Annotated in this window: 18 protein-coding genes and 1 tRNA gene; 3 read left to right on the top strand and 16 right to left on the bottom strand. The window is 68.0% G+C overall.

The window, feature by feature from the left end; translation table 11 throughout:
• Window positions 1–157: 157 nt before the first annotated feature.
• A complete protein-coding gene (locus ACTOWY_RS42665; protein WP_441315289.1) occupies window positions 158–1,372 on the bottom strand; it encodes an Ig-like domain-containing protein in 1,215 nt (404 codons plus the stop codon).
• A 295-nt stretch (window positions 1,373–1,667) separates the two neighbouring features.
• Between ACTOWY_RS42665 and ACTOWY_RS42660 the strand changes: the two genes are divergently transcribed.
• Window positions 1,668–1,743 (top strand) — tRNA-Lys (locus ACTOWY_RS42660).
• 63 nt (window positions 1,744–1,806) lie between these two features.
• Here ACTOWY_RS42660 and ACTOWY_RS42655 read toward each other — a convergent pair.
• The 14 genes from ACTOWY_RS42655 to ACTOWY_RS42590 all read right to left on the bottom strand — a co-directional run bounded on the left by ACTOWY_RS42655 (window position 1,807) and on the right by ACTOWY_RS42590 (window position 10,929).
• A complete protein-coding gene (locus tag ACTOWY_RS42655) occupies window positions 1,807–2,994 on the bottom strand; it encodes a tyrosine-type recombinase/integrase (RefSeq protein WP_441315288.1) in 1,188 nt (395 codons plus the stop codon).
• Window positions 2,994–3,173, bottom strand: a complete 180-nt coding sequence (locus ACTOWY_RS42650) for a helix-turn-helix domain-containing protein (protein WP_441315287.1) — start codon at window positions 3,171–3,173, stop codon at window positions 2,994–2,996. The genes ACTOWY_RS42655 and ACTOWY_RS42650 overlap by 1 nt, the downstream gene beginning before the upstream one ends.
• Window positions 3,151–4,521: a replication initiator gene (locus tag ACTOWY_RS42645; RefSeq protein ID WP_441315285.1), complete on the bottom strand. Its 1,371-nt coding sequence runs from the start codon at window positions 4,519–4,521 to the stop codon at window positions 3,151–3,153. Before ACTOWY_RS42645 ends, ACTOWY_RS42650 begins: the two co-directional genes overlap by 23 nt.
• Before the next feature lie 105 nt (window positions 4,522–4,626).
• The gene (locus ACTOWY_RS42640; protein WP_441315284.1) at window positions 4,627–5,502 is read right to left on the bottom strand and encodes a hypothetical protein; all 876 of its coding nucleotides are present in this window, start codon (window positions 5,500–5,502) and stop codon (window positions 4,627–4,629) included.
• A 40-nt stretch (window positions 5,503–5,542) separates the two neighbouring features.
• Window positions 5,543–5,725 carry a hypothetical protein gene (locus tag ACTOWY_RS42635; RefSeq protein ID WP_441315283.1) on the bottom strand — a complete coding sequence of 61 codons (183 nt, stop codon included), beginning with the start codon at window positions 5,723–5,725 and terminating at the stop codon, window positions 5,543–5,545.
• Between the two features lie 36 nt (window positions 5,726–5,761).
• On the bottom strand, window positions 5,762–6,190 hold the full coding sequence (locus tag ACTOWY_RS42630; protein ID WP_441315282.1) for a hypothetical protein: 429 nt from the start codon (window positions 6,188–6,190) through the stop codon (window positions 5,762–5,764).
• A gap of 367 nt (window positions 6,191–6,557) precedes the next feature.
• Complete coding sequence (locus tag ACTOWY_RS42625) at window positions 6,558–6,893, bottom strand: WhiB family transcriptional regulator (protein ID WP_441315281.1); 336 nt, start codon at window positions 6,891–6,893, stop codon at window positions 6,558–6,560.
• Entirely contained in the window at window positions 6,890–7,375 is a 486-nt protein-coding gene (locus tag ACTOWY_RS42620; RefSeq protein WP_441315280.1) for a hypothetical protein, read from the bottom strand. Before ACTOWY_RS42620 ends, ACTOWY_RS42625 begins: the two co-directional genes overlap by 4 nt.
• Before the next feature lie 159 nt (window positions 7,376–7,534).
• Window positions 7,535–8,914, bottom strand: coding sequence for an FtsK/SpoIIIE domain-containing protein (locus ACTOWY_RS42615; protein WP_441315279.1), 1,380 nt, complete (start codon window positions 8,912–8,914; stop codon window positions 7,535–7,537).
• Window positions 8,915–8,920: 6 nt separating this feature from the next.
• Window positions 8,921–9,079, bottom strand: coding sequence for a hypothetical protein (locus tag ACTOWY_RS42610; RefSeq protein WP_441315278.1), 159 nt, complete (start codon window positions 9,077–9,079; stop codon window positions 8,921–8,923).
• Window positions 9,080–9,184: 105 nt separating this feature from the next.
• Complete coding sequence (locus ACTOWY_RS42605; protein WP_441315277.1) at window positions 9,185–9,370, bottom strand: hypothetical protein; 186 nt, start codon at window positions 9,368–9,370, stop codon at window positions 9,185–9,187.
• Window positions 9,371–9,373: 3 nt separating this feature from the next.
• Window positions 9,374–9,640: a hypothetical protein gene (locus ACTOWY_RS42600; RefSeq protein WP_441315276.1), complete on the bottom strand. Its 267-nt coding sequence runs from the start codon at window positions 9,638–9,640 to the stop codon at window positions 9,374–9,376.
• Window positions 9,641–9,658: 18 nt separating this feature from the next.
• A complete protein-coding gene (locus ACTOWY_RS42595; protein WP_441315275.1) occupies window positions 9,659–10,072 on the bottom strand; it encodes a hypothetical protein in 414 nt (137 codons plus the stop codon).
• Between the two features lie 500 nt (window positions 10,073–10,572).
• Complete coding sequence (locus ACTOWY_RS42590; RefSeq protein WP_441315274.1) at window positions 10,573–10,929, bottom strand: hypothetical protein; 357 nt, start codon at window positions 10,927–10,929, stop codon at window positions 10,573–10,575.
• A 138-nt stretch (window positions 10,930–11,067) separates the two neighbouring features.
• On the opposite strand from ACTOWY_RS42590, the gene ACTOWY_RS42585 reads away from it, so the two are divergent.
• Both ACTOWY_RS42585 and ACTOWY_RS42580 read left to right on the top strand, forming a co-directional pair.
• A complete protein-coding gene (locus ACTOWY_RS42585; protein WP_441315273.1) occupies window positions 11,068–11,832 on the top strand; it encodes a GntR family transcriptional regulator in 765 nt (254 codons plus the stop codon).
• Between the two features lie 12 nt (window positions 11,833–11,844).
• Window positions 11,845–12,510 carry a YdcF family protein gene (locus ACTOWY_RS42580; RefSeq protein WP_441315272.1) on the top strand — a complete coding sequence of 222 codons (666 nt, stop codon included), beginning with the start codon at window positions 11,845–11,847 and terminating at the stop codon, window positions 12,508–12,510.
• A 984-nt stretch (window positions 12,511–13,494) separates the two neighbouring features.
• On the opposite strand, the gene ACTOWY_RS42575 is transcribed toward ACTOWY_RS42580, so the two are convergent.
• Window positions 13,495–14,817, bottom strand: coding sequence for an MFS transporter (locus ACTOWY_RS42575; RefSeq protein ID WP_441315271.1), 1,323 nt, complete (start codon window positions 14,815–14,817; stop codon window positions 13,495–13,497).
• Window positions 14,818–14,843: the final 26 nt, after the last annotated feature.

Raw genomic sequence — 14,843 nt, 5'->3', positions numbered from 1 at the left:
GCACGTCGCTCAGGAACTCAACGGCCGTCCACGCAAAACGCTCGGCTGGGCCACCCCAGCCGAGCGTCTGCGTGATCTACTCACCGCCTAAACCACAGCGGTGTTGCAACGACCCCTTGAAACCGCCTGGCGCGGGGCCCTTCTGCTGTGTCTCTGGTTACTTCTTGCCGCCCTTGAGCCATTCGACCCAGGGGATTTGCCAGTCGCCGAAGCCGTCCCAGGGCTGGAGGGTGGGGCCTCCGGTGTTGGTCACTACGACGATGTCGCCCTTTTTGGCGTTGTCGTAGAACCACTTGGCGTTGTCGAGGGAGGCGTTGAGGCAGCCGTGGCTTACGTTGCGGCGGCCTTGGTCCCGGACTGACCAGGGGGCGCCGTGGATGAAGATGCCGCCGTTGCTGATGCGGGTGGCCCACTTGACCGGGGTTTTGTAGCCGCCCTGGTCGAGGGAGAGGCCGTAGGTGGTGGAGTCCATCAGCTTGCTGGCGTGGCGTTCGGTCACGACGTGGGTGCCGTTGTTGGAGGGGAAGGCGGGGCGGCCCATGGAGATGGGCATTTCCTTCACCACCTGGCCGTTGACCTTGATGATCATCTGGTGCGACTTGCCGTCGGCCTCGGCCACGAACTCATCGCCCACGGTGACCGCGGCCTTGCGGTCCTCCATGCCGAAGGTGTTGCCGCCCAGGCTCTTGCCGTAAATGGCGGCGTTCACGTTGATCTTGGTACCGGGCTTCCAGTAGTGCTCGGGGCGCCAGCGGACCTCCTTGTCGGAGAACCAGTAGAAGGCGCCCTCGGTCTTGGGCTCGGTGGTGACCTGGATCGCCCGCTCGGCGGCCTTCTTGTCCGGCGGCGCGCTGGAGAAGCCGAACTGCAGCGGCATGCCGACGCCGACGGTCTCCCCGTTCTTGGGGTTGAACACGTTGATGGCGATCTGCTTGCCCGGCTTCACCGTGCTGAACGCCGACTTCGCGGTGGCGTCCTTGCCGTCGGCGCCCTTGCCCGCGGCGGAGAGCGTGTACTTCTTGTCGTAACCGAGCGCCTCGGTCGAGGTCCACTTGGTCTTGTCCGGGGTGAACTCACCGGGGACCTGCTTGCCCTCGGCGTTGGCCAGCGCGATCTCGCCGAGCGTGCCGTTGCTCGCCACCACCGTCACCGGCTCACCGGGAGCGACGTTGGCCGCCGCGTCCGCGGGCGTGAGCGCCAGGTTGATCGGCGGCTTGGGCGCGGCTGTCGAGGTGTCGGCGGCCTGCTTCGGCTGCGTCTCCGCGGGCGCGCTGCCCGTGCAACCAGCAACCAGCACGGCTGCCAGGCCCAGCGTCGCCACGAGCAGCGCGCGAGGCGTGCGGCGAACCGCGGGGCTACCGAACACCACCATGGTCGATCCGTCCGTTCGAAGTCATTCAGAGGCGGAACACAGTGTCCTACATGGGCGCACCGTGCGTGGAGAAACCGTAGACCTCGGACGAGGAGTCCAGATCGGACGGATCACTCTCTTCTACCCCAAAGGACGCCAGGGCACCGCACCGGGTTGCCCACTTTCCATGATCACCCCAAGATCCCCTGAACGGAGTAGCCCCAACGTCATGACCAGCCGATTTCTAGTCTGCGAAATCCCTGTGCTAATGTTCTCCACGTCGGACGGGGAGCCCCCGGAAGACACGGAAAGACTGGCGCCGCTAGCTCAATTGGCAGAGCAGCTGACTCTTAATCAGCGGGTTCGGGGTTCAAGTCCCTGGCGGCGCACCAATCCCCCAGGTCATCGGCCTGGGGGTTTTGCTTTCAACATCAAACCCCGCACTTACCCCGCGTTTATCCCGCCGACCTTCCGTCCGAAGTGGACAGTCTGGTTTGGAGTGCGTCAGCACCCGCGCGACTCGCGGAACGGCGGCCCATGTACACATCCTGCGTCATCGACGGCCGGGAGTGCCCCAGGATGTCAGCGATCTCGCGAGCTGTCAGCCCTGCCTCGTCGAGCAGCGTCGCCACAGTCTTGCGGAAGGTCCTGAACGTCACCCACTCGTAGCCCGCGCGCTTGATGAAGGGCTTCCACGCCCGGTTGCGGACATTGCTGGCCTCACGGATGGTGCCGGTCGTGCTCGGGAAGATCGGGCCTGCCAGGTTGAACACGGTCACCCTCCGCTCAACCAGCATCGCGGTACCCCAGTCTGGCAAGGGGATCGGACGTTCCGCGTTCTCGGTCTTGCCCCGGTTGATGATCTTCCCTCGGCCGCGCCCCCGGATGACGTTGCCGGACATCTGGATGACCTTGGCCTTCTCATCGAAGTCCGGCCAGTGCGCCCCCAGCGCTTCCCCGGTGCGCTCACCCGTGGCCAGGAAGAACCGCACCAAGTCCGGCAGGTCGTCAGCGATGGCTTGCTCATCCACGTCCAGTTTGCCGAGCAGGTCGAGCACCTCGGCACCGGTAAGTGCACGGGACGCGGTAGGCCGGTTACGGGCCTTCTTGCTCTCCAAGCGGCTGATCTCGCGCACTGGATTGGCATCCAGGGCACCGTGGCGAACCGCCAGTTGGCACACCCCGGACAAGATCGCCCGGACCGTCTTGGCGGAACTCGCGCTGGACGCGTCACGCACCTTGCGGCAGAGGGTGTCGCAGACAGGGGTTGTGACCTCGAACATGCTCAGAGCCTGGACAGCAGGTAGCACGATCCCTTCCAAGCGGCTGCGGTAAGTGTCCACCGACCCCCAGGACCGGTGTCCCTGCTCGGCCTCACGCTCGAAGTCCTTGAGCCACTGGGCGGCAACGACCGCGAACTTGGTCTGCGCGTTGATCTGCCCTTCCGCGACTGGCGCGACCCAGTCCCGGATGGCTTCCTTGAGCCGCCTCTCCGCCCGTGGCCCAGTCGAGGCGTACCGCTCGACCTCGTAGACCTCGCCGTTGAAGTCGCGGTAGCGGCACCTCGCCCGAAACGTGCCGGGTGAAGATTCGTAGACCTTGATCTTCCCGTAGGTCCCCAGGGCGAGACGCGGGCGTGCCACTACGCCACCGCCTGTGGCTGGTTGAGGAACCAGGCGCGGACCTCATCCGGGTCGTACTTCACATGCTTGCCGACCCGGCGGCCGGGCGGCCCGTACTTCTTGGTCCGCCACTGGTAGAGGGTGTTGACCGGGATGCCCAGGAACTCGGAGAGGTCCTCAACGCTCCACAGTTTGCCCATGGCCCTGCTCCTTCCTGTGCGTCTGTCGGGTGGTCTTGATCCGTTCGGCGATGCCTGCGGCGAGTTCGCGTTCTGCGTCGGTGCGGTGGCCCACGGCGAGGAAGTCCCAGTGATTGATCACCGTGACCTCGTCCTCGGTGACGCCGAGCTGGGCGAGTGCTTCGGTCGCGCGGTAGGCGCGCTGTGCGCCGCGGATGTCCTTGAACGTGGTGGAGTAGCGGCGGGACTTGGTGAGGAAGTGGCCGCGGAAGCCGAGCATGTGCGCCCAGCGGCGCAGGTTGAGCCCGTCGTAGAAGGGGTGCCCGCCCAGCTCCCAGGCGGTGGCGATCATTCGCCGGTGGTGCGGTGAGATGCCGGTCAGGTGGGTGATCGCGAGTTCGGAGTGGATTGGCCGGTCCACGGTTTCGCGGGCGCCGGTGGATTTGGTGGCGTACTTGGCGATGTAGCCCGATAGGCGGGCTTCGCTGATGTGGCCGTCGCCGTCCTCGAACTCTCCGGCCGAGGTGGCGCGGATGGTGCGGGTGTCCACCTGGGAGCCCCATGCCAGGGTGAGGACCGCGCCGCAGGGACGCGGGATCTCCAGACGCGAAGCAGCCGCGGCGGCGTGTACGGCGTCGGTGAGGACTTCGGGGGTGGCCCAGGCCGGGGCCGGGTCGTTCGCGCCGTCGGGGCCGTCGACGCGGAGTACGGCGTGGAAGTGCAGCAGCCCGCGCCGCTGGTACTCGGCGACCTTGGCGTAGGACAGGCGGGCGTGCCGGGCGAAGTGCGCGGCGGGAAAACCGCCGGCGTAGGCCAGCTTGCGGCGCACGGTGGTGACGAAGCGGTGCCAGAGCTGCCCGGCGTGGTTGTTCCACAGCACCGCGCCGTCGTAGTCGTAGCCCTCGGGGTCCACGGCGGTGCCGACGCTGGGGTGTTCGGGGTGGTGGTAGCCGCCGCAGGCACACGGGATGGTCTTGCCGGAGCGGGCTTTGCGGCCGGTGTGGACGGTGCCGAATCCGGGGGCGGTGAGGGTGGCGAAGACCCGGGCGCGGTCGGTGACGCTGGCCGGGATGCCCTTGTCGGTGTCTCCGGCGAGTCCGGCGCGGACGAGGTGGAAGGCGTCGGCGGCGTAGCGGTCGGCGCAGGGCTGGCACAGCGCGGCGCGGCGGGTGCCGCAGGGGACGAGGATGTGCCCGGCGCGTTCGGCCAGGGTCGCGCCGGTGGTGTTGTGGGTGACGTTCCAGCGTCCGGCGAGGTGGATCGGGTGGGCGCAGCCGCCGGTGGCGGTGACCTTGCTGCGCCAGGACGTCCAGTCCGTGGCCTGCACGCGGGCGGCCAGCCGGTCTTCCAGGGTGGGGGCGAGTTGCATGGCGTGTACTCCCTTCAACTCAGTCGAAGGGGCTCGACATCCAGCCATGCGGCGTCCGGCGGGTGGGCAGGGCGCGACGGCTGGATGTCGAGCCCTGCGGGTGGTTCAGGTGGTGACGGGGTGCCCGTTGGTGGTGGGCGGGTGGTACTCGGCGGCCAGCCGGGCGGCGAAGTCCGCGGGGACGCGCAGCGCGGTTTGAACGTCGGCCGGGGTGAGTGGACGGCCCTGTTGGCGGGCCTGGGTGTGCAGCCGGTCCAGGCTGGCGGCCATCTCGGCTGGCAGCCGCAGAGCGGAAGCGGTGCGCGGTGCTGACGGGGCCGGTCGGGCTGGAGTGGGTGCCGGTCCCGGAGCGGGTTCGGCAGGCATGTCCGTGCCGGTGCGTTCAGCGGCGAGAGCCGCCGTGGTAGCGCGGTCCTTGGCCGCGGCACAGGTGCGCTGGATGACGGGCATGACCTCGGCCACGAGGTAGACCACCACCGGGATGACCACGTGCAGCAGGAGGTTCCCGCCGGTCACCGTGCCCTTGGCGGGAAAGACCGCCGACCAGACGTTCATGACCAGCGTGGCCCCCAGCAGCAGGCGTTTGAGGTGCCGGACGGGCTTGTCGGCGACCTCCACGCCGCGGGAGAGCATCTCTGATTCCCAGCGCAGCAGGGTGATCAGGATTCCGGCGAGGGCGGGTTCGGCCAGCCAGGCACCCCACCACAGCGGATCGGCCATGGTGAGGTGTCCGGCGAGGAAGGCGTGCACGCCGGTGGTGGTGAACCCCAGCCCGACAGCCAGGAACAGCCACATGCACCGGGTCACCGAGACCCGCAGGCGCTCGATCTTCACGGCGTTGAGGTGCGGATCGGCGGTGAGTGCGTGCAGCTGGCCGGACTCGGTGAGCTGGTCGCGCAGCTTGCGGACCCGCCGTGTGTCGGCGCGCTGGGGTTCGGTCTGGCCACCGGTGCCGTTGGTGGTGTTGTCGTTGGTGGACAAGGTGATCACCTCCTGTTCTCATCCGTTGTGGACTGTCTGGCTAGGACCGGGCGGCCTTGATCACGGCGTGGATGACGTAGACGATCAGCAGGGCCATGACGACCGCGGTGGCCAGGCCGAAGACGAAGTAGGTGGCCGCGATCGCGCCCAGGACCACGAGGGCGGTCAGGGCCAGGCCCTTGAGGGTCTTGGCCGACAGGGGCATGACAAGCAGTGTGCGCATGACGGTTTCCTTTGCGGGAGAAGGGATCGAGCGGGGTCAGAGGGTGTAGCCGTCGGGGTGGAACTCCTCGCCGTAGTCGTAGGTTCCAGCGTTGATCTCGGCTTCCTGGCGGAGCCGGTTGGCCAGCTGGCGGGCGAAGCCGGGGTAGTGCACCCCGGGCAGAGGCACGAGGTCGGTGCCGTTGGGGCGGTGTCCCCAGGGCTGGTCGCGGTACTCGGCGGTGTAGAACCACGTGCCCGAGTCGCAGTACGGGCTGTCGCAGCGGTGATGTTCCTGCCACAGGAACTCATTCAGCGGGCCGTTGGGCGCGCGGGCGATGTGCACCAGCCTGCCGACACGGCAGTCCCGGCAGGTCTCCCCGTGCAGGCACCGGCCGGTGCAGGAGCATTCCCATCGGGCTGCGGTCGGTTCCCACCGCTGCATGGCCACGGCTGTCTCGGCCTGGGCGCCGGTCCGGGTGGCCATCACGACCCCCACCGGGGTTGTCTGCGCGGGACGCCGGGACACCACAGGCCGCGGAACATCTGGGGCCTGCCATCCAGAGCGGTATAGCCCCACGGCCGCTCAGCGATGTCGACGCGACGGTAGGTCTTGTCGGGGTAGCAGTTGGGGTTGAGACAGCGGTAGTGCTCCTCCCAGAGGGTGAAGTCTCCAGCGCACAGCGGTAGCGGGCTGCGGGAGAAGTGCTGAAACCGTCCAATATCGCAGCCCTCGCAGCGGTGTCCGTGCCAGCACTGCCAGTTGCAGTGGCAGCTCCAGCGCACCGGGACAGGTGTCCAGAGCTGCACCCCCACCGCCAGGCGGGCAGCCTCAGCGATCTGGTCGGGGTTCATCAGGCCACCTCCTTGGCAGTTGCGTTGGCTCGGTGAAGGGCGCGGCGCTGCTGGGCGCTGAGCCCGCCGACCATTCCGGCCGGGTAGGCGCGGAACTGGCTGACCCGGCTCTCCCAGGTGAGCTGGTCGACGCGGCATTCGGTGAGCACCGGGCAACCGGCGCAGACCCGGCGGGCGGTGTCGGCCTGCTCCGCAGTGAAGAACGCGGCGGTGTCCTGACCGGCGCAGGCCGCGTGCTGCTGCCAGTCCGGACGGTGCTGGGCAGGTCCGAACAGGACTCGCAGCAGCGCCCGGTACCCGTGGTAGCCGGGGTGGTCGATCTGCGGGTTGTTCACGCCGCCACCTCCACCCGAGGCAGCGGAACGGTGGTCCGGGCGGCGTGGATGACCGCGGCCAGTTCCTCGTAGGAGACCGGCTCGACCACGCCCAGCGGCAGGTACAGCCCGTTGGCCAGGTGCGCGGTCGGCAGGTCGGGGCGGTCGGCGTGCAGGTGCCCGGCGAGTTCGGTCAGCTCGACTTCGGCACCGGCGGAGATCGACAGTCCGGAGCTGGTGCGGCCGGTCAGCGCCACGGTCAGTTGGCCCGGGTTCGTGTGGCCCCAGGCCAGGGTGACGCCCTGGAGCAGGTGCGCCCACAGCAGGACCGCGGCCAGCCGGTCCGGGCCGGTGCCGGTGATGAACTGCATGGTGACCGAGCGGGACACCGTGGACAGGACCAGGCGGTCCGGTCGGGGCAGTCGGTGGGAGCGGAGCAAGGACCGGAGCTGACGTAGCATCCGGTCCAAGCTCCGGGTCTGGTTGAACCCATTGGCGGGCATGGCAAAGCCTCCTCGCATCGAGGTCGGTAAGCGGGGGCGGAAAAGCGCCGGCATGGGGTGCCGGGTCAGGCGGGACGCAGGTTCAGAAGCGGTCGCGCGCTCCGCAGGCCGGGCAGATCACCGCGGAGGACTCGGCGGCGCAGTGGGCGCAGGTGGCCATCAGGACACCGCCCGCAGCTTGGTCCCGCCGCGGATGAACTCGACGAGTTCGTCCAGTTCGGCGTCATCGGTGTAGGCACAGCGCACTCGCACGATCCGGCGCGAGCGCTGCTGCTTGAGGAAGCCGATCCCTGCGGTTTCCGGCAGGTCGGGGATCTCATCGGCGATCGCGCCCTGAGCCCGGCAGCCCTCGCCGAGGGTCATGTCGGGGTGGGTGGCCGAGGCCACCCGCAGGCACAGCCGGGTGGGGAACAGGTCCCGGATGGGCACGATGTCCTTGGCCGGTTCCTGCACGAAGGCATCCACCGAGTGGTGGGTGGCCCGGCCGGTCGAGGTGACCTGACCGAGGTAGCCCACGATCTCCCTGGCGCACAAGGGGTTGTAGGCCAGCAGCATCCCGATCTCGTCCACGATCAGCCAGTTGAGCGGGAACTCCGGGCTGATCGGCACGGAGCGGGTCTTGTTCCGCTGCATGCGTTTCTGTGCCTTGGCCATGTCCTCGGCGAAGCCCTTGATGACCTCCAGACAGGACTCCGGGTCGTCGCCGTAGCGGCCGGGGCCGACCAGCGCACGCAACCACGCGAACTCCAGCTGCTTGGGGTCACAGACCCACAGGCGCACCAGGCCGTCCCGGATCAGCGGGGCGATGGAGCGCAGCGTGGCGGTGACGAAGCTGTTCTTGCCCGCCCCGGTAGCACCGGCCACAAAGGTGTGCGTGCCGTCAAGACGGCGGTGCCAGTCGTTGCCGTACTCATCCTCGCCCACGTAGACCGCCTTGAGGTCGACCTCGGCGGCAGTGGCAGGCATGTCCGGAGCCGGAATGACGTGGGTGAAGGGCTCCCCACGCTGGATGATCAGCGCAACCCGGCCGGGCTTGGTGCGGTCTGTGGCCACGCGGTGCACCCGCAGGGAGTCCGCCAGCACTTCAGCGGCGTCCCGGACCTTGCTGTAGGCCAGCCCACGCGGCAGCTTGACCTCCACCACGTCCAGGTGCGGGGAAGCCGCGGCCACCCGCAGGATGCGCGGGTAGTGGACCGCCCCGGTGCGACGGTGCTCCACCACCAGATCAGCGGCGTCCATCAGGTCCCGCCACCGGCGCCCAAGGTAGGGGCCGACCCAGCGGCGGCGGGCCGCGCGCAGCACCGGAGCGGCGAAGGCGTCGAAGGTGCCCGGGTGTGCCCGGGACCAGCCCCCGACCACGGCCGCGGTGCCGCCGAGGAGGTAGCCCGCTGTGGTGAGGGTGGCCGAGCCGCCGAACTGGTAGAGGCTGGCCGAGATGCTCAGGGGCACTGCGGAGAGGCCGGGGTGCCGGGCGGCCCAGACCAGGGCGCGGAACTCAGCGCCCTGGGTGCGTTTGGTGTTGTCGGTCTTCTTGGACACGGTGGTTCACCCCTTCCAGGGCCGGGCGGAGCGGGTGAGGGAGCGGAACAGCTGGACGACCAGCACGAGCACGGCCAGCAGGCCGAGGATCGGGTGGAACAGCGAGGCGGTCAGCGCGGCGAAGAGCAGGGCGAGGGCGAGGTTGACGCCCGAGCGCTCGGACATGACGGTGTGCCTTTCGGTGTCGTGTCCGGCGGGTACGGCTGACAACGACGGCGGCGGCATGGCTGCTGGTGTTGTCAGCCATGCCGCCGGATCGGTGGTGGGTGCTCAGCTGTCGGGCAGCTGGGAGCGGGAGTAGGAGACGTCAGTGAGCAGTGCGGCGACGCCGCGGGCGAACTCGTCGTGAAGCGGCTTGAGCTTCTCCCGTCGGACGGGGATGCCCTTGACGGCGGTGCGCAGCCCCGCCATGGCCTTGTCCAGGTCGGCGAAGACACGGTCAAGCTGACGCGACATGGGTCAGACCCTCCAATTCCGGGAGATAAGTTCGCTCTCGTACTTCATGCTCTTGTTCCGCAGGGCGGACAACTGGTCGAGAACCCGCAGGTACTGCTTCTTCAGCTCTTCCGGCGGGGTGATCTGCCAGGCACCGGCGGGGGTTTTCTGCTCGTCCATCTTGTCGATGAGCTTCTTCAGTTCCGTCAGCATTCCGAATGCGAAATCGAGTGCGCCGACGTATTCGCCGTACTTCTGGCGGGCGTGTTCGTTGATGACCGTGATCTGCACGATGTGCCTTTCTCCCGGCTAAGCCGGGTACTTGCTGGAGGTCCACCCGTCAGGGCGGGCCAGCGTCTTCCAGTGGATCAACTGGTTGCGGGTGGCACGGGGGACCAAGACCGCGGTAGCCGTGGTGCGCATCGCACCGGAGACCACCTCGTGTCTGCCGCCCCCGATGGTGAGGTGCCGGGACTTCAGCAGCTGGTGAACCGTGTCGGCTTCCCAGTGCGTGACCGGCTGGACGCGCTCCTTGTCGGTTGGGTCAGCGAGGCGGTAGACCCGCTCGGCCAGCCCGACCAGGAGGTAGCGGCGGTCGCTGGATGCTCGTTCCAGGACCGCCGTGACCGCGTCCATGTCGTTGAGGACCGGACGCCCGGGACGGGTCTGCGCCGGTGCCGGGTTCTCCTGTACGGGGTTGCCGAACAGGTCGAGTTCGCTCATGGCTTCTCGATCCGTTCAGCCTGTTTCCGGTTGGACCACTCGATAAGCTGATCGAGTGGGAGTTCTACGATCTCCGACAGGGTCGTCAAGTGCCTGCCGAAGTAGGAGTTTCGCCCCTCCGTGGTCGATTCCTGCCACTCGGTCACCATGAGACGCACAGTGCCTCTGAGGTAGCCGAGTGCGAAAGACACTGCGACATCCCGGTGAAGATCCGCCTCATGATCGCGCTCTGTCGAATATCCTTCGTGCATGCCTCCTCCTGTTCTCTGCGAAAAGTTTGCTTTGTTGAACCGGGGGTCACCTGGATTCCAGTGCTCTCAATGGCACCGGATTTGGGCATGGCTCGACTCACTATGGAGTTCACAAAGAACGAGATTGCGTGTTCAAGTCCGACTCGAACGGACAGCAGACCAATCCACTGGGCGAACACGAATCGCTGTGCCCTTGGCCCGACTCGAACGGGCGACCGGCCTCACCGGGCAGGGCGAAGAAGGGGTAGCTCAGGCGGCCGCGCGGACAGGCGCGGCGGGCTTGAGGCCCTCGGCCTTCATGCTCATGCCGCCCTTGCCGTCACGGGACCAGGAGCTGACCACCGGGTTGATCAGCTCGACGTACTGGCCTTCCTCGAACTCGCCGGGGTCGGCAGTCAGGGTGACCCTGATCTCTTCGCCCTTGGCGGGGCGTTCGCCCGGGGCGGTGCGCTGCTTGGCGAACAGGGCCACGCTGAACTGGGTGGTGCCGTCGAAGTTAAGGGCGGGCTTGGTCTGGCCAGTCTTGTCGTCGGTGACCATCTTGACGGCGATGGACTCAGTGATCATGAAGCGGTAGCCGGAGAGGTTGACCGGGAGGTTGCGCATCGTGTGCTCCTAGCTGCTCGTTAGAACTATCTCTATTGAACAGGCTAGGCTGCTTCGTGTCAATAGAGCTATCTCTATTACCTGTTTTCGCTGGTCAGAGGCAGTAGAGATAGGCTTATTTCGATCAAGGGAGGCTTCGTGAGTACTGGCTACCGGGAACTCGCCGACATCCTGCGGGCGGCGATCAACCGAGGCGACTACCTGCCGGGGGCCACCCTGCCCAAACAGGAGGAGCTAGCCGCAGCTCACGGGGTGAACATCAACACCGTGCGGAAGGCTGTTGCCGTGCTTGAGGCCGAGGGCCTCGTGACGCCGGTCCGCCGCAAGGGCACCGTCGTGCGCGAGCGCCCCGTCATGAAGCGGCTGGGGGCCGAGCGTTACGCCAAGAGCAAGTGGAAGTTCGGCTTGGTGGCCTTCGCCGCCGACCGTGAGGCGTCCGGCCGGGAGTGGAAGGCCGGAGACCAGACCAACACGGTCCGGAAGACCACGGCTGACGAGGAGATCGCCGAGGCACTGGGGATCGAGCCCGGCAGCGACGTGTACGAGCGTGTCCGGCTGGTCAAAGACGGCGGCAACCCGACGCACACCCTGACGAGCTACTACCGCCCCGAACACGTCGACGGCACGCCGCTCGTTGACCCCACGCCCGGTCCGGCGGGTCGAGGCGGAGGCTTCGCCGTGCTGACCATGCAGGGGTTCGAGCCCGATGCGATCACCGAGACCGTGAGCGCCCGCATGCCGACCCCGGACGAGGCTGAGACGCTGAATCTGCCCGCCGGAGAGCCCGTCGTGGTGCTCAAGCGGCGCACCGTGACCAAGGACGGCGTGCCCATCGAGTTCGCCCGCGGTGTCCACGCCGCAAGCCGCTTCGCGTGGACGTACAACTTCCCCATCCCTGACTAGGAGAGCACCGCCGTGCCCGACGCACTGCCCCAGGACATCCTTGAAGACGTCCGGATCCTGTGGGACTACAACCGGATCGACGACCAGCCTCGCCGCTGTGACGTCGGAATCGGCCTGGGGAGCCATGATCTCGGCGTCGCCGACCACGCGGCCGAGCTGTACCACGCTGGCTACCTCCCGCTGATCGTGTTCACCGGGGCCAACGCTCCCACTACGGTCGACCGCTTCCCGCGCGGCGAGGCCGTGCACTACCGGGAACGCGCCATCGAACTCGGCGTGCCCGACGAGGCGATCCTGGTGGAGCCCAAGGCCCGGTACACCGGGGAGAACTTCGAGCTGTCCCGAGCTTTGCTGGAGTCTCGCGGGGTCGAGGTGGCGTCCGTGATGGTCGTCTGTCGCCCGTACCAGCAACGCCGGGCGTACGCGCTCTGCCGCAAGATGTGGCCCGAGGTCGACGTGCTGTGTTCGGCGCAGCAGGTCGAGTTGGTCGACTACCTCCGCAGCATGGGCGACGACGCCAAGGTGATCAACACCATCACCGCCGACACGCAGCGCATCGTGCTGCACGGCGAACAGGGTGTGGCTCTGCCCCAGGAGATGCCCACCGAGGTCTGGGCCGCGTACGAGCGCTTGGTGGCCGCTGGCTACGACAAGCGCGTCATCAAGGACCCTGCCTGACCGTCCCGGCCGAGCAGGTGTTCAAAGTTTCTTCTCTTGTTCAAGGCGGCCCCTGCGGGGCCGCGCGGGGCCGTGCTGTCACCCGAGGGCACGGCGGCCGGCACTCCGCGCAGTAGTGCGGAGCGCCCAAGCGGACCTGCGGCCCGCGGGCGCTCCGCCGAGGTAGCGGAGTGCCGGCCGCCGCACCCACGGGAACGACCCCGCGCAGCCCCACAGGAACCGCAGAACACGAGATGTCCTCGCCGGACGGGCAGGTCTCCAGGAGGACGGGGAGCCGCCGAAGCCGCGGCGAGGTGGGTGGTCCGGGGTTCGCGTCCTCCCGTCGACCTCCCCGAGGGCAACCACACGCATCAAGGGGGCGATTCCAGCCTGGCGCCCATCGAGGTGGGCAGGAGCCCCCTTGACCCGCGTGGTTGGGGCTAGCCAGGTCGACGGGAGGACGCGAGCCCCCCTCCTTGGGGGAGGGGAAGAACCGGGTGCCGAGAGTGGCGAGGGAGTACGAGCGCCGGGTGCCTGGTTGACCGGGTGGTTGGGGCGCTCGGCTGCCGCGCCCATGGACAGCTCTCCGCCTAGCGGCTACGACCAGCCCACAGGCTTGCCCTCGAAACGGCGGGGATGTTGATCAGCAGGTGCAGGCAAGGACAAGATCATTCCCCGCACTTACCCCGCACAAATGACGACAAAAGACCGTGATCAACAGCCGGAATCTTCGAAGTCTTGGCGGGCATCTCAGCAGCTCACGATGGCTTTCAGGCACTGTCCACAAGCGACGGCAAGTGTGGATCGCTGAACAGCGGGTTCGGGGTTCAAGTCCCTGGCGGCGCACCACAGAGATCGACCCCATCGGCTTCGGCTGGTGGGGTTGTTTGTTTTGGACCGTCCACAGTGGAGCCATGGTGGGGCGGATTCCGTCGACGGGTGCTCGCTCGCGTGGTGTTGCCGTTGTGGCGCAACGACAACACCACGCGAGCTGTTGTGTTCGGGTCAGGTCGTGGCAGGCGCTCTGGTCGCGTCGTCCCGCTGTCCGGCTCGGCCGAGCCGGCCTGGGCGCAGGAAGGCCATCGCGCACATGCCGACCGCGGTGGCTGCCCCGGCGGCGACGAAGATCGAGCCGTAGCCGTAGGTCGCGGCCAGGTAGCCGGCCAGGGTGGGTGCGGCGACCGCGGCGATGTTGGCGATGAAGTGGGTGAAGCCGCCGAAGGTGCCCGCGCGGGCGGGTGCGGTGTCGATGATGACGGCCCAGAACACCGCGTTGGGCAACGAGTTCAGCGCGTTGCCCAGCGCCATCAGGGCGAGCACGCTGGTCGCGTCCGGCATCAGTGGGATGAGCAGGAAGCACACCGAGGTCGCCGCCATGGCCAGTACCGCGAACAGGTTGCGGGCGATGCGCAGGTTCCCGGTGCGCCTGCGCAGCGCGTCGGTGATGCGGCCGCCGAGCAGGATGGTCACGCAGGCGCCGATCCACGGGATCATGCCGAGGTACCAGAGCGAGCCGAGGGAGAACTGGAACTGGTCCTGGAGGTACTTCGGCACCCAGGTCTGGATGGTGAAGTTGACGAACATGAAGGCGAAGTAGCCCACCGCGTTGAGCAACAGGGTCCGGCTGGTGAAGAACGCGCGGACCGGGATCGGCTGCCCGGCAGGCGCCTCCGGGCCGGACTCGGCGCGGATGTGCGCCAGTTCCGCCGGACTCACCAGGGGATGCTGCTCGGGCTTGTCCCGGAACAGGCGGTAGAACACCAGCAACAGCGCGAAGCCCGCCACGCCGAGCACGATGAAGGTGACCCGCCAGTTGCCGGTGAGGGTGAGCAGGCCGACCGAGACCGGCGCGGTCAGCAGCGCACCCAGCGGGGTGCTGAGCAGGCCGACGGAGACCGCGAACCCGCGTTCCCGTGGCGCCGCCCAGTCGGCCATGGTGCGGTTGATGGTGGAGTAGGCCGGGCCCTCGGCGAAGCCGAAGAGCACCCGCACCACGGCGAACCCGGCCAGCGCCGACCCGCCGAACAGGCCGATGCCGATCTCCCCGGCGAAGGCCGAGGCCACCTCCAGCGCCGACCACGCCGCCCCCGCCCACAGCCACACCCGGCGGGCGCCCAGCCGGTCGGCCGCCCAGCCGCCGATCAGGGCGCCGAACATGTAGCCGTAGCCGAAGAAACCGAGGATCTGGCCCCACTCCCCGGTGGAGAAGCCGAACTCGGCGATCACCGGACCCGCCGCGTAGGACAGGGCGCCCCGGTCGATGTAGTTGACCAGCGCGACCACGACCAGCAGGCCGAAGACCACATAGCGGTATCGGGGAGTGCGCATGCCAGCTCCTTGCCTCGGCGTGCGCA

The sequence above is a fragment of the Crossiella sp. CA198 genome, from assembly GCF_052078295.1.
Taxonomy (GTDB): Bacteria; Actinomycetota; Actinomycetes; order Mycobacteriales; family Pseudonocardiaceae; genus Crossiella.
Note: the sequence above shows the minus strand (reverse complement) of the source record. Positions and strands in the feature narration are given on the sequence as shown.

What these genes read in the sequence shown, in the direction of transcription:
- ACTOWY_RS42590 (WP_441315274.1), bottom strand. Translation starts at nt 10,929, where the DNA reads ATGCGCAACCTCCCGGTCAACCTCTCCGGCTACCGCTTCATGATCACT.
- ACTOWY_RS42645 (WP_441315285.1), bottom strand. Translation starts at nt 4,521, where the DNA reads ATGCAACTCGCCCCCACCCTGGAAGACCGGCTGGCCGCCCGCGTGCAG.
- ACTOWY_RS42605 (WP_441315277.1), bottom strand. Translation starts at nt 9,370, where the DNA reads ATGTCGCGTCAGCTTGACCGTGTCTTCGCCGACCTGGACAAGGCCATG.
- ACTOWY_RS42630 (WP_441315282.1), bottom strand. Translation starts at nt 6,190, where the DNA reads ATGGCCACCCGGACCGGCGCCCAGGCCGAGACAGCCGTGGCCATGCAG.
- ACTOWY_RS42665 (WP_441315289.1), bottom strand. Translation starts at nt 1,372, where the DNA reads ATGGTGGTGTTCGGTAGCCCCGCGGTTCGCCGCACGCCTCGCGCGCTG.
- ACTOWY_RS42575 (WP_441315271.1), bottom strand. Translation starts at nt 14,817, where the DNA reads ATGCGCACTCCCCGATACCGCTATGTGGTCTTCGGCCTGCTGGTCGTG.
- ACTOWY_RS42595 (WP_441315275.1), bottom strand. Translation starts at nt 10,072, where the DNA reads ATGAGCGAACTCGACCTGTTCGGCAACCCCGTACAGGAGAACCCGGCA.
- ACTOWY_RS42650 (WP_441315287.1), bottom strand. Translation starts at nt 3,173, where the DNA reads ATGGGCAAACTGTGGAGCGTTGAGGACCTCTCCGAGTTCCTGGGCATC.
- ACTOWY_RS42620 (WP_441315280.1), bottom strand. Translation starts at nt 7,375, where the DNA reads ATGCCCGCCAATGGGTTCAACCAGACCCGGAGCTTGGACCGGATGCTA.
- ACTOWY_RS42635 (WP_441315283.1), bottom strand. Translation starts at nt 5,725, where the DNA reads ATGCGCACACTGCTTGTCATGCCCCTGTCGGCCAAGACCCTCAAGGGC.
- ACTOWY_RS42610 (WP_441315278.1), bottom strand. Translation starts at nt 9,079, where the DNA reads ATGTCCGAGCGCTCGGGCGTCAACCTCGCCCTCGCCCTGCTCTTCGCC.